This is a genomic window from Streptomyces sp. NPDC059169 (assembly GCF_042755225.1).
Taxonomy (GTDB): Bacteria; Actinomycetota; Actinomycetes; order Streptomycetales; family Streptomycetaceae; genus Streptomyces.
In genome coordinates this window covers 1-13,139 of record NZ_JBHZCF010000030.1, presented here as the reverse complement: position 1 = coordinate 13,139, position 13,139 = coordinate 1, and the positions used below count along the sequence as shown (strand labels likewise).

The window sequence follows — 13,139 nt, the reverse complement described above, 5'->3', positions numbered from 1 at the left end:
GCACGGCGGAGGCACCCCGAATGCCGTCAGCCCGCTCGGAGGGCGAACTGCTCACGCAGCAGCGCCTCTTGGAGCCGTAGCGTGCGCCCGTCCGGCAGGGTCTCCAGCACCTGTACGCCGTCGTAGTTGAGGAGCTGCCTCAGGACGGCGGCGAAGCCGTCGCCCCGGGCGGTGGGCATGCCCGCACGCTGGGCGAGCGCGGTCACAGGCAGCGTGCCGCCCGCGTCGAGCAGGGCGGCGAGTGCCTTGTGGACCTGCTCCTGCTGCGGTTTGCGCGCCAGACCGTCGAGTTGCACCTGATATGTCTCCGAGTCGATCAGCGCCGTAACGAGCACCTCGGTCCGGGAGACGACGATCGGGGTGAGCAGGGCGTCGTCTCCCCCGGCGGTCAGCGCCACGTCGAACAGCGCGTCGGGCAGCGACTCGGGATCGGGCTGCTTCTTGCGGGGTTTCGTCGTCCCCTTCTTCGGAACCGCGCCTGCCGACTGAGCCGGGCCCTCGTCCGACACCGGCTTCCCCGCCTCCTCCGGAGCCCACCAGGGTGGCCGCTGATCACCCAACTCCCGCCATTCCTTGGGCGGTTCCGCCCCGAACGGCAGGAAGGCGAGCACCGGGATGGTGAACTCGGCGAGGGAGGCACCGCCGTGGTAGCCGGCCTTGAGGGCGGTGTAGCGGGAGTCTGCGTCCCAGAGCGCGACGATGGACGCGCCGGGTTCGGGCCAGACTACGCGAGGGCCGGTGAGAGCGATCTCCCGTTCGGCGAGCGGACCCCCCGGCAGGCGGTGGCGCGCGGACGCGGGCTCGGTGGCCGGGTCGACCTTCGTCCCGTGCCGGTCGACGACATGGCCGTGGTCGCTGGTGACGATCACCGCCATGCCCTGGGCCGCCGCCACCCGGAGCAGGTCGCGCAGGCCGGGCACGTCGTCGACCCGCCAGGTTCCGTCGCCGAGTTTCTGTTCCTTGGCCAGGCGGTCGTCGATGGCGTTGAGGACGACGGCGACATGGGTCCTGCCGTCGGCGAGCACTTCTGTGAGGACAGGACCGAAGGTGTCGCCCGCGGTCTCGGTGCGCAGGTCGTCCTTGTGGAAGACGGCGGCCGGAGCCCCGCTCCACAACTTCAGCGCAGGGAAGATCCTCTTCTCGTCGGCCTGGGTGCCCTTCATCAGAGTGCCTGCGAAGAGCGACGTCCGGGACACGGCCGTCACGGTGGGGAGGGCGGCGGCCATCGCCCGCCGACGCGGTGTGCCCTCGGACAGCGGGTCGAACTCCGCCCAGGACCGGCGCAGTTCCTCGCCGAGCTCGTTCGCTATGGGCGCGCTCATGCCATCGAGCACGACCAGCAGCACCCGTCGTTCCTCCCCACGCCGGACGGCGGGTCCGACCACCCGGTCGAGGAACGTCTCGACGGTGAGCATGCCGCCGGGGTGGGTGCCGTCTTCCGTCCAGCCGGCCAGCAAGCGCGCAAAGGACGCGTCGATCTGCCGCCGCCGGTCCCTGACACGCGCGCCGAGGGTGTCGTAGGCGGCCTTGAGCTCGGAGTCCGGGTCGCCACCGGCCTCGATGTGCTCCAGGGCGAGGTCGGCCCAGCCGGTCTCGGCGATGTGCCGCTGTATGGCGGCGCCGACGCTGGAGGCGTCGGTGAGCGGGTCGGTGGCCAGCCAGAGGGCGAGACGCTGCCCCATGCGAGCGCGTTCGATGCGGGCGGACTCCTCCGGGTCGGTGGCAAGCCGGTGGTCCGCGAGCCGTCGCACGGCCTCCACAACCGCGGCCGTGTCGCCCGCCGCGAGGGCCTGGCCGACGGCGGTGCAACGTGCTTCCAGTCCGCCGCGCAGGACGGGGCTCGCCGCGACGGCCGCCTCCGCGCCGAACTGGCGGGCCAGCACGGCGGCCCGGTCGAGCACGATGCCGCTGGTGCGGCGCGCCTCGCGGGCCCGGTCGGCGTCGGCGCCACCTCCCCGGTGTCCGGCCGTCAGCAGCGTGCTCACGTACTCCTCGGCGGACCGTCCGAAGACGCCCACCAGTGCGTCGAGTTGGTCGCCGACGGCCGGAGGCTGGTCGCCGAGGTAGCGTTCGGCACGCCCCCGGGCCTGATACGTCTCGGGCGCGGGTGCGGCGTGCTGCCACAAGGCCGCGCACACGAGGCCGTAGGCGGCGGCGTCCGCGCCGCGCTCGGCGTCGACCAGAGCGAGCAGAGCACGTCCGGCGAGACCGGCCTGGTCCTCCTCGCCGAGGAAGGCGGTCAGCCCGGAGCGCTCGGGACCGCGCAGGCCCAGCAGTCCTTCGGGGGCTCCGGGCCGGGTCGACCAGTGCAACAGGGTCTGGGCGTCGAGCCGGTCCTCGCCGGGGCGCCGCGGGCCGCCCTCGGTGTCGTAGCGGCCGAGACGCAGGCGGCGCTGGGCGAGCGCGGTGAGGGCGTACTGCCGGGACAGCCAGCCGCCGGGCACCGGCGGCCAACCGCCTGGCGGGGTGGCGTCGAGCAACGCTTCGGCGGCCCAGTTGACGTCCTTCAGGCGCGGGTCGATCTGCCGGGCGCCGAACGCCTCTCGCACGACGTCCCAGCTGTCGACCATGTCGATGCGCTGCTTGTGGACGCGGGCGGTGATCGCCGGGTCGAGTTCGTTCTGCTCACGGTCGGTGAGGACCACCAGGACGGCGGGGCCGGCGCGCCGGCCCGTCAGATGGTCGAGGACGAGTTCGTGGACGGCGAGCGGTGAGGGCGCCGGCGCGACACCGGCCGTCCGGCCCTCGCCCCAGGCGGGTTCGGCGGGCCCGTCCCACTGGGGCGCGGACCGCAGCAGCACGACCCGGCGCCTGCCCCCGCCGTCCGCGGTCAGGGAGGCGGTGAGGGAGGACTGCGAGGACAGGTACTGGGTGACGGTTGCGCTGTTCAGCCGGACGGCGCCCGGGGCCGCGGCGACGGTGTTCGTCATTCGACGACCTTCCAGGTGATCTCGATGGTCGCGTCGGGGTGGCGGGCGGCCAGCTCGGAGAGTTCCGCCTGGAGGTCGGCGGCAGCGCGTGCCACGGTCGTACGGCGACCACCGGCCTTCCGCGCGGAGCCACTGCCGGAGGAAGCCGGTGCGGCGGGCTCCTGCGGGGTGTACGGGATGCGCGGGTCGCTGGTCGGTGTGTTCAGGGACAGGTCGTCGGCCGTGGGCTGCGGCGCGACGGGCGCGGGCGGCCGCGGGGCGGCGGCCTGGCTGCGCTTGACCAGGGCGACGACCTCGCGCTGGGTGCGGGTCAAGGCCTCGCACAGGTCCGCGGTGCGCTGGTCGTCGCGGGCCACGTTGCACAGCGAGTCGAGTAGTGCCGCGCCCTCGGGACCGAGTCCGGCGGCGAGTTCGAGGGTGCTCCACGACGCGGAAGCAACGGCCTCCGCGACGCTGCGGGCCTGCTTGATGGACGTCCCGTACCGGTCGGCGCTGGTCTCGCCCAGGTCGAAGGAGGCGAGGGCCTCCACGGTCTTCTTCGCCCCGGCCGCGCCCTTGCCCGCCTCCGCCGTGAGCGCGTCCAGCAGTTGTAGGGAGCGGCGGGCGAGGGCGAGCCGTCCGGTGTCGACGGTCTGGTCGAGGCCGAGGAAGGAGGCGTGGGCCTCCAACTGGTGCACCAGGTCGGCCGCATGGTCCCGGTGGTCGCGGGCGGCCTCGATGAGCTGCCGTGCGAACTGGTTGACCATTCGGCCGCGCCGCAGGGCGGGAGCCTTCTTCCCGAAGATCGTCTCGAAGCGCTGTCGTGCCGTGTCCCAGTCTGACTCGGCGGGCAGCGGCTGGCTGCGCAGCGCGTCATGGTCCTTGATCGCGGACAGTTCGGGTGCGGGATCGAGAACGGTGCCGCCCCGTACCCACACGCGGTCGTCCATCTCGGCGAACGCGGTGACGACGAGCCGGGCGAGAAAGTCGGGCAGGCCGCGCGGGTCGGGCTTGTCCGTCCAGTCCGTCAGGGTGATCAGGGACAGGTCTCCGGTGACGCCCTGGGCGCTGGCGAGCTGGCGGAAATGGTCGGCCCAGTAGCGGGACAGCTCGAAGTACGCCTCCTTCTGCTGCCCGAGGCGCAGGGGCCCGGCGATTCGCTGCATGAGCTTGCGGTCGGCGGCCGGGACTTCCACTCGCCCGTCCCGCGCCTCGGCGGCGGCCCGCACATGGGTGAACACCTTGCGGCTGTCGGCGGATTTGACGGCGATGCCGGTGCCATCGGGGTCGAGGTCGGGGTGCGCCGGGTACTGGTGGGCGAGCAGCTTGCCCGCGATGTGCCGGATGCCGTCGTGCAGGCTCTGCCCGAAGGACAGGGTGAGGCCGTCGACGTCGGGGAGCGGGACGAGATGGTCGTCGAAGTCGGGCACGACGTCGGCGGGCTGCTTCTGGGCGAGCCCGTACGCCTGCTTGAAGGCACCCTTGACCTGCTTGAGCAGCGCCTCGCGCTGGGTTTCGAGGAGGCCCTTGGCACGGCTGCGGTTGTCGGCGTTGAGATGGCCTGCGTACTGGGTGTCGAAACGGTGTTCGTCGGCGAGGGCCTTGTCGATGACGACGAGACGCCGGAAGTCGGCGAAGCGCTGTGCGGACAGGTGGGCGGGTAGCCAGGCGACGACACGGGACCGTTCGCCCTGCTGGCGCTCACGAAGCCGCCGGATGCGGTTGACGTCCTCGACGGGGCCCCACTCGCCCTCGTCGTAGGGGAGGTCTATCGCGATCCGCCAGCGGCCGTCCTCCTGCGGCATCAGGTCGTGGTCGGGCAGCTCGTCCTCATCGGCGACGTTGCCGAACACGATCTCGGCGGTGCGGGCGGTTCCGCGCCACACGAAGCCGAGCTGATCGCTCAACTGCCCGTGCTCGACGCCCAGTTCCTCGGACAGCAGGCGCCGGGCGAGGGCGACCCGGTTGCCGGGGTTGTCGTTGACCTGGGCGTTGGCGATGACGGAGTCCACGTCGACACCGGACAGCTCCAGCCGTACGCCGGGGTTGGCGTCGGTGCCGGTCTCCTTGATCTCGGGGAACCTGGCCGCCCACTCGGCGATCTTGTTCTTGATGATGCCGACCTCGGCGCCCGGGATGGGCGCGAGGACCGACCCGTGATTGAGGGCGCCGAGCCGCCGGATGGTCAGCTCGGCCAGCGCGGGCACGCTCGGCGCGAGCGCCGACAGCAGCAGCGTGCACACGAGCCGGTTGTCGCCGACGAACATACGGCAGCGGTTGGCACGCTGCGGGTCGGTGATGGCCTCGGGCCGGTTGACGTACTGCTCGACGTCGTCCTCGGTGATGTCGTACGAGGTGAGGAGATAGGGCCGCAGCTTGGTCTTGTAGAGCTTGTCGGCGGCCTCGAAGACGACCTTCAGGCTGTCGGTGAACGGCTTGTCGCCGCCCTCCGCGATCACCGGGTAGAGATCGCCGACCGGGATGAGCTGCCCGAGCCGGATCTCGTTGCGGTGGTCGGCGAGCAGCTGGCCCATCAGCTTCAGACCGGTACGGGAACGCTGCAGCGCGGACGAGATGTGGACGAGGGTGTCCATGAACGCCGGCGAGAACGGGTACGTCAGCCGGAACGAATCCGCGTCCGCGCCGGTCGTGCCCTTCTCCGAGCCGAGCAGGGTGTCCCAGACCTGGGTGCCGACCCTCTTGGTCTGCTCGAAGGCCGCGTCGACGAGTCGCTCCGCCTCGGCGTCCTTCGGCTTGAGGATGCGCGCGTGGGCGATCTGCGGGAGGTTGCGGTCCTCCAGGGTGATCTTGTCGAACCGTCCGGAGGCGAGATTCAGGGTGTCCTGGATGGAGGCTTCCGCCGCGCCGGACACCTCTTCGCCGACGAGTTCCCGCAGGTCGCGCTGGCGGGCGATGAACGACACGACAGGGATGGCGCGGCGGGCGTCACCGCCCTCCACGAAGTTCGTGATCTTGCTGGCCTCGCGTGCGACGAACTTCTGCTCGTGGATGAGGGTCGCGAGCCAGAGGATCAGCTCGTCCAGGAACAGGATCAGGCCGTCGTAGCCGAGCGACTTGGCGTGCTCGGCGATGACGGAAAGACCGGCGTCCAGGGAGATGAAGCCGTGCTCGTCCTCGGCCGCGTTCCTGGCGAAGCCGGGGAAGAGGTTGGTGACGGCGTCGCTGACCAGCTTGGCCCGCAGTTCGACCGGGGTTGAGGGGTTGCGGAGGTTGAGCGGCGTGCCCCCCTCGTGGTCCTCCTCCGCGGCGAGCGCGGTGTCGAGGAGCTGCGGGGTCCAGGCGAAGCCCTCACCCCACTCGTCCTCCTCGCCGTCGTCGGCCTCACTCCCGCCGCCCAGGCCGCGGATGAGCGCCTCGTCGCCGATGTTCGCGCGCATGGCGAAGATGTCGGCGAAGAGGGAGTCGGTCCGGTACACCTGCGGGGTAGGGGCGTCCGGGTGCAGCTTCTTGACGTGCGTGACGTACCCGCCGAGCACCCGCTGCTCGAGGGCCTTCGCGCCGAGCATGTGGTAGGGCACGAGCAGGAACCTCTTGCCGTCCGTGGTCAGCCACTCGTGCTTGGTCAGCACCGGGTCGAACTCGGTACGGGCACGGGCGGCCGGGTCGCCGCTGAGCAGCGCGTACAGCACCGCCATGAAGTGCGACTTGCCGGAACCGAACGAGCCGTGCAGGTAGGCAGCCTTGGAGCGGTGCCCGTCGAGAGAGGACTTGATCAGGGCCAGCGCCTCGTCGAAGTTCTCCCGCAGCCGCTCGGTGACGACGTAGTCCTTGAGCGCGTTCTGCGCGCCCTCGGGTGTCGTCGCCTCGGCGAGCGACAGCACGAAGTCCGAAGTGGAGATCTTCTTCTTGATGTCGATGACATCGTGGAGGAGGGGCGGCTGGGCCATTACGGGTCTCGCTCTCCCTGACGGTGGTCGGTGCTGCTGCTCGTACGCGGACGCGCGGGGTCCGCCGCCGGGGCCCGAGGCCGGTCCGACTCGTCCTGAACGTCACCCGTACGGCCTGCGCACAGCACCCTACATCCGTACTCCCGGCGACCACCTGCCGTATATCCTCGCGCACCGTCCGTGCGGCCGTCCCCGTCCTGTCGCAAGCACTACGGCCGCCATCGCCCTGACCGGTAGGCGTCCAGGAGTTGCCGGCTCGCGGCCGTGAAGGGGTGCTCGGGGCCCAGGCCGCGCTTCCGCCGCTCGACGACGTCGGTCATCAGCGCGATCGCCTCGTCCACGTGCCCGAGGGCGGCCCGGGTCCGGGAGAGGAGTTGCCGGGCTGCGAGCACGACGGGGTACTCGGGCCCGAAGCGCCGTACGTATGTCCCGGCGACCTGCCGGATCTCGCTGTCCGCCTCCTCGAAGCGGCCCAGGAGGTACAGCGCCCACGCGTGGTTGTGGCGGGCCCCCAGGGTCACGGTGTGGTCGGGGCCGAGGAACCGCTCACACTCCGACGGCAGCGCGAGCAGCGCGCCGCCTTCCTCGGTGACCACGTCGGCCGCGGGCAGCATCTCCAGCAGACTGGCGCGGGCCCGCAGGGTCAGCGGATGCTCGGCGCCCAGCGCCGAGCGCCGCCCTGCGACGGTGTCGCGGAGCAGTACGACGGATTCCTCGCGTCTCCCGAGGTTCGCCAGCACTAGTTGGAGCCCGTAGCCGCTGTCCGTGGTATCGGGGTCGTCGGCGCCGAACAGACGCTCCTGGATGTCCCGGACAGCGTGGAGCTGCACTTCGGCCTCGGCGTACCTGCCCAGCCGGAACAGCGCCCGCCCCGCCCTGGAGCGTGCGGCGAGCACAGTACGGTGGTCCGCGCCGAGGTGCCGCCGTCCGAGGTCCGCCGCGGTGCGGGCGGTCTCCCAGGCGGAGAGATAGTCACCGGTCCGGTGCAGGGCGACCGCCAGCCGCGTCGCGACGGCCAGTGCGTCGGCTGCGGACGGCTCGCCGATGTGCCGTAGCACGGCCAGCGCGTGAGGGACCAGCAGGCGCAGCCGCGGATCGTGCGGCCCCGCGTCGGGTGTGACGGGCACGGCCGCGTCGAGCAGCCGGAGGGCGGTCGTGTCGAGGGCGGGCACCAGATCCGCGGCGGTGGCCGCCGAGACGCTGTCGAGCAGGATGCCGTGACTCTGCACGCAGCGCGTGCCGGCGGCGTCGACCAGTTCGGCCAGCGACTGGTCGAGGAGGGCTCTGAGGGCCGTCTCGGTGCGGGCACGAGGCAACACGTCCCCGATCTCGCCGTGGTTGAGCAGGGTCAGCGGCAACGGCTCGGCGGCGAACCGGGCCAGCAGTCTGAGCAGGGCCACCGCTTCGGGCAGCCCGCGCGCCTCGAACGCGTCGAGGGTGAGTTGCCAGGTCAGGCCGACCAGTTGACGGGGATCCGCTTCGGACAGCGCGTCGGCTCCCCGGTCGATCAGCCGGACCCCTTCGTCTCCGTCGAGCTGGTCCCCGTAGGCGTCCATCGTCCAGGGGTCGATGACCTGGTGGGAGAGGAAGCCGCCCGCCAGGGTGAGGGCGAGGGGCAGCCGCCCGAGCCGGTCCGCGACCCGCGCCGCCTGTTCCGGCGTCCCGCTGTGCGGTGCGAGATCGCGCAGGACGAGCGCGGCGTCCTCACGGGGCAGAACGCCGATGTGCTGCAACTCGGCGCCGGGCCACCACCGGGCCGCAGCGCGCCGTGTGGTCACCAGGACGGTGCCGCGCGGGCTGGTGCGCAGCCAGTTGCCGTGCCGCAGGATCTCCGGTTCGTCGATGTTGTCGAGGACCAATAACCAGGGTTCGGCGGAACGGTCGAGGTATCTCCAGACGAGATCGGCGGCAGGTCTGAGGCCGTTGCGCGCGGCGAGCAGTTCGCCGTCGGCCGCCCCTCGGTCGGCGGCGACGGCGAGCATGCCGGCGCGCAGGCTCGCGCGGTCGGCTGCGTTGACCCACAGGCCCACCCGGCCCTGGTCCCCGGTGACCTCCTCGAACAGTGCGCAGGCGACCGCCGTCTTACCCGAGCCGCCCATGCCGAACAACACATAGACTTGGCCGCCGCACTCCACCCCGACGCTCTCCCGCAGGCGTTCCATCACCTCGCTGCGGTCGCGCAGCGCGACGGGGCACCTTCCGACCGCCGGGCGTCGCACCGAGTCCGGTCCGCCGTGCTCCGCACCCTCACTGCGGTGGTGGTGGTGGTGCTCGGTGATGTGCTGATCGCCCCGCGACTGGTAGACGCGCCCGTGGTCCTCGGCGTGGCCGTCCGTGCCACCTGTCATCGCTCGGTGATGTGCTGGTCACGTCCCGCCTGGTAGACCCTGCCCTGACCGGACGCGGTGGCGTGCTGGGTGATCTGCCGGGCGGCCGAGCCATCGGGGTCGAGTTGGTCCAGCAGCGCGCGCAGTTCCTCGACGGCGGCAGGCCGGGCTACCAGCAGCCGCCGGACCGAGCCCTGCCACTGAAGGCGCAGTTCGTCCAGGGTTTCCTGGTCGTCCGTCGCGATGGCGGCCAGGACGTCCTCGCGTCCGGCCTCCAACTCGGCGGCGACGGTGTCGGCGCGCTCGGGTTGCGTCCGGCGCCAGAGCCGTGTGATCCCGTCACGCATGTGCTGCCAGGCGTCGGTCGCCATCAACGCGACCAGAGTCGTCCCCGCGCTCTGTGCGAGCAATGCCACTTCTGCGTCCACAGCCACCCCCTCCGTTCACCTGATTTTCCGACAGCGGAACTGAAAAGTGTCACTCGTCAGACGTGACGTGATCGCCATTGCGGTCAATCTCATTCCTGCCTTGAGCGCCATGGGACAAGGAGGAATCAGTCCTCGCCAATACCCTTACGGGCCAGGTCTGACACCTGGCCAGGTCATCCCGCTGCAGGCTACAGTGATGCATCCCGACCGATCGAGGGGGCGATGGGGATGTCCAGGCCATGGGAAGCGGATCCGGCCACGAGTTTCAAGCAGCGGCTTGGAAAATCACCCCAGGAACTCGGAAACACCACCGGAACTCCCGACTGCCCTGACATCTGGGAACTCACCAACGGCGACATCGCCGTCATCGGCCGGGACCTCACCCAGTCACTCGGCAAGAACCTGCCCGACGGGGTCTCGATCGGATCAGACGAACGACTGGTGGTCATCCCGAGGAACATGCTCATCGCGGCGAAGCCGGACATCCCCAGTGTTTGACTCCTTCCCCGGCGGCGCCTCCGAACGCCTGGACCGCCCCACGTACCACGCCGACCTCGGCCGGATCTACTCCGGTGGCGGGATCGACTTCCTCAACAAGCTGGAGCGCGGCCAGCACTTCCAGGAGCGCGGCTTCCCGAGCTGGGAGGCCTTCGCCGCCGGCGACTGGGAGAGAGCGCTGACCCTGGCCGACGAGAGGCGTGAGGAGTATGCGCAGGAGCTGCGCCGGGCGTCGCAATCGGGCGTGAGACACCGCCGTCTTCGCGTCGTGGAATTTCCGGTCACGCCGTACGTGCAATGGGAATTGCACGTCCTGCGGGTGCGCGCGGAGGTGGGCGACGACATCAAGGTTCTCGATGCTCGCGAAATTGCGGGCATCGAGCGGATTCAGCCCGTTCCGGAGGTCGTCGTTCTCGGCGATGCGGTGATGTACGAGGTCGTCTACGACGACCTCGGAAACGCGGACGGAGCCAACCGCTACACCGATCGGTCACTGATCCGAGAGACGAACGCGGGATTCGATGCCCTGTACGAACGCGGCGAGGAATTTCACGCATTCTTCGACCGGGAGATCACCCCTTTGGAGCCGCCGCAGGTGACCGGAGCGTCGGGGGGGTCTCGCGGCTCGCGGTGATCAGTGGGGTGGGAGGGCGAGCGCCCCCATGTCACGGGGGCCCGTCATGGAACCACCGCACGGACGAGAAGCGTACCGATGTGCCCAGTCTGAGGAGCGTCGAGGACCTGTGCGTCAGCCATGGCGAACCCGGTTCGGGTGAGCAGTCGCTCCCAGACGGCCGGACGGGAGCTGTAGCGGTAGGTGAACATCGCCTTCCCGGCGAAGCCTCCCTTGTACATGCCCTGCGGCCCGTACGCGCCGGGGATGGCAGGCGGCTGCGAGAACGCGAAGACGCCGCCGGGCCTGAGCCGCCGGCGGACCAGGGGGAAGAGACGGCCCGGGTCGGTGAACCAGGCAGCGCCGAAGATCGAGTAGACCGCGTCGTACACCTCTTCGTGCTCGCTCAGGTACTCCAGTACCTCGGAGCACACGAACTCTGCGCCGGTGCCGCCCCATTTCGCGGTGGTCTTCTTGACCATGACGGGAGACAGGTCGACACCCCGGGCATCGATGCCTCGCTCGGCGAGGTAGGCGAGAGCCGGTGCCACAGCCGATCTCCAGCACGGAGCGCGGATCGCCCAGTAGCTCCGGGCCGGGTCCGTGTCCGGCGTACTGGGTCCAGCAGAAGCTCGGCTCCGCGTCGTCCTTGAAGGCGGAAGCGGCGAAGGCGTCCCACAGCTGCGTCTCGGCGGCGATGTCGTGCTGTGCGGGCAAGGCGATTCCTCTTCGCAAGGGCCGGCCCCTGTCCTCCGGGAGCCGAGGACGGGGGCCCGCGCAGGACCGTTCAGTGGCTGTCGGGGACCTTGTTGTCACACGGCGAGCAGTCCGTGCCGTCGATCGCCCACAGCTCCTCGTCGATGTCGAAGCCGATGGACTTCAGGAAGTCCGCCGTGCGCAGGCACAGCCCGTCGCGGCGGCGCTCGATGAACGGGGCGTGGTGCTTGTAGCGGCCCTCGTTGTACGCGTCGCAGAGGGCCCACCATACGGGCGTGTCAAGGATGAGTTGGTGAACGCCGATGTCGACGAGCTTGCCGACGCCCGGGGGGGACCTCCGGATGCTCCATGCAGCCGACGGTGTACATGACGGCGTTGCCGAGGACGCGTTCGGCCATGTCGCGGACCATCGTGTGGTCGCGCAGCAGCAGGGCCTGGGTGGGCTATGAGGGCCGGAGGTGCTCCGCCGTGGCGGCGGTTCCGTCGGTGGCGGAGCCCTCGGCGGGTTTCGGGACGAAGGTCTCGCGGACCTCCTCGACCTCCACGACCACGACGTGGTGCGTCGGCTTCGCCAGAACCGACTCGGAGAGGTGCTTCTTCAGCCGCCTGGCCATGGGGCGGTAGGTCGTGAAGGTGAGCGTGCCGGACACAGCGGCCCCGAGGACCGGGATGGCCTTCGAGACGCTCTTGGCGAAGGTCTGCTTCGTCATCTGAACACCGATGTAGGCCGCGACCTTCTTCACCACGGGGTAGACGACACCCTGGGTGAGCGCCTTCTGCGGCAGCTTCTTGGCGACCTGCTCCGCCATCATCCCCGCGACCTTCCCCACGGCGGCATTCGCCGACTGGGTACCGAACATCACGCCGAAGAACAGCGTGAGCATCCCCATGGTCGCGTCGTCGACGTCATCGCCGTCGTCGGAGAACAGGTCGGGCCAGCTGTAGAGGTAGGCGAGCTTCTGCGAGATGCGCAGCATATGGCCGAAGTACTGGGCCAGGTCGGCCGGCACTGTGGCGGGGAGGGCGAAGAGGCCCGGAAGCCCGGCAGCGGCTGAGAGAGCGCTGACCTTGGCGGTCTCGTAGCGGATGGAATCGTCGGCCGCCCGGTCCAGAACGTCGGCGGCGATACCCGCCGCCGCGGGGGTCTCCTCGACCGCCCTGCGGATCTCCTCCTCGGAGCAGTAGCGTGCCAGCGCCTTCCGGAGGTAGGTCTCCCGGTGGATCCGCACGCCCGGAAGCCTGGCCGAACCCACCAGCACCGCGGAGAAGCGCAACTCGGGGTTCTCGCTCACCTTGCCCTGATTCATGGCAGGAATTTACAGTAACTCCGCCTTGAAGTAGCCCAGTTCGGCTCGCTTGGTCCGGGCCGCCGCGTACGAGCGGCGGCAGGGAGGCGGGAAGGTGGACGGGCGGGTCCGGTCGCAGCACAACCCCTGCAGCGGAGTCAGACGCTCGGCGTTGCCCTGCCACCGTGGACTGCGACGGCGCCGGATCTCTGGCAGTTGCTGAGCCAGGCGACGACGGCGTCGAGGTCCTGGCGGGTTCGCCCTGCAGGGCTTCGTCACGGCCTCGGCGGGAATCTGCTCGAGCTACTGGGCCTGGTCGGCATCGAGCCGAAACGGTGCGCTGCGCCGGCGGTGGGGGGGGGGGGGGGAGGAGGGTGCCCAAAAAACCACACCCCCCCCCCCCCAACCAGCGCCTCCTCCCCACCGCCACACACACAAACGCGGCACACAAAC

7 protein-coding genes and 2 pseudogenes are annotated in these 13,139 nt (G+C 70.5%); 2 read left to right on the top strand and 7 right to left on the bottom strand.

Features of this window, described 5'->3' with window-relative positions:
- Nucleotides 1-26: 26 nt before the first annotated feature.
- The 4 genes from pglZ to ACFXOM_RS34600 all read right to left on the bottom strand — a co-directional run bounded on the left by pglZ (nt 27) and on the right by ACFXOM_RS34600 (nt 9,572).
- Entirely contained in the window at nt 27-2,930 is a 2,904-nt protein-coding gene (pglZ, locus tag ACFXOM_RS34615; protein ID WP_384938534.1) for a BREX-2 system phosphatase PglZ, read from the bottom strand.
- Complete coding sequence (locus ACFXOM_RS34610; protein WP_385041386.1) at nt 2,927-6,817, bottom strand: phage resistance protein; 3,891 nt, start codon at nt 6,815-6,817, stop codon at nt 2,927-2,929. The genes pglZ and ACFXOM_RS34610 overlap by 4 nt, the downstream gene beginning before the upstream one ends.
- A 209-nt stretch (nt 6,818-7,026) precedes the next feature.
- Nucleotides 7,027-9,165, bottom strand: coding sequence for a tetratricopeptide repeat protein (locus ACFXOM_RS34605; protein WP_385041383.1), 2,139 nt, complete (start codon nt 9,163-9,165; stop codon nt 7,027-7,029).
- On the bottom strand, nt 9,162-9,572 hold the full coding sequence (locus ACFXOM_RS34600) for a hypothetical protein (RefSeq protein WP_384938528.1): 411 nt from the start codon (nt 9,570-9,572) through the stop codon (nt 9,162-9,164). The genes ACFXOM_RS34605 and ACFXOM_RS34600 overlap by 4 nt, the downstream gene beginning before the upstream one ends.
- Before the next feature lie 228 nt (nt 9,573-9,800).
- Here ACFXOM_RS34600 and ACFXOM_RS34595 point away from each other — a divergent pair, with 228 nt between their 5' ends.
- Nucleotides 9,801-10,070 carry a hypothetical protein gene (locus ACFXOM_RS34595; RefSeq protein ID WP_384938526.1) on the top strand — a complete coding sequence of 90 codons (270 nt, stop codon included), beginning with the start codon at nt 9,801-9,803 and terminating at the stop codon, nt 10,068-10,070.
- Nucleotides 10,063-10,704, top strand: a complete 642-nt coding sequence (locus tag ACFXOM_RS34590) for a DUF6879 family protein (RefSeq protein WP_385041380.1) — start codon at nt 10,063-10,065, stop codon at nt 10,702-10,704. Before ACFXOM_RS34595 ends, ACFXOM_RS34590 begins: the two co-directional genes overlap by 8 nt.
- A 44-nt stretch (nt 10,705-10,748) precedes the next feature.
- Here ACFXOM_RS34590 and ACFXOM_RS34585 read toward each other — a convergent pair.
- The 3 genes and pseudogenes from ACFXOM_RS34585 to ACFXOM_RS34575 form a co-directional block, all read right to left on the bottom strand.
- Nucleotides 10,749-11,400: pseudogene (locus ACFXOM_RS34585) on the bottom strand (class I SAM-dependent methyltransferase).
- 70 nt (nt 11,401-11,470) lie between these two features.
- A pseudogene (locus ACFXOM_RS34580) lies at nt 11,471-11,834 on the bottom strand (hypothetical protein); the annotation flags it as partial.
- A 9-nt stretch (nt 11,835-11,843) separates the two neighbouring features.
- Complete coding sequence (locus ACFXOM_RS34575; RefSeq protein WP_385041377.1) at nt 11,844-12,707, bottom strand: hypothetical protein; 864 nt, start codon at nt 12,705-12,707, stop codon at nt 11,844-11,846.
- Nucleotides 12,708-13,139 lie beyond the last annotated feature (432 nt).

Bases quoted from the DNA above. Each gene is read 5' to 3' on its own strand.
- ACFXOM_RS34575 (WP_385041377.1), bottom strand. From the start codon at position 12,707: ATGAATCAGGGCAAGGTGAGCGAGAACCCCGAGTTGCGCTTCTCCGCG.
- ACFXOM_RS34595 (WP_384938526.1), top strand. From the start codon at position 9,801: ATGTCCAGGCCATGGGAAGCGGATCCGGCCACGAGTTTCAAGCAGCGG.
- pglZ (WP_384938534.1), bottom strand. From the start codon at position 2,930: ATGACGAACACCGTCGCCGCGGCCCCGGGCGCCGTCCGGCTGAACAGC.
- ACFXOM_RS34605 (WP_385041383.1), bottom strand. From the start codon at position 9,165: ATGACAGGTGGCACGGACGGCCACGCCGAGGACCACGGGCGCGTCTAC.
- ACFXOM_RS34610 (WP_385041386.1), bottom strand. From the start codon at position 6,817: ATGGCCCAGCCGCCCCTCCTCCACGATGTCATCGACATCAAGAAGAAG.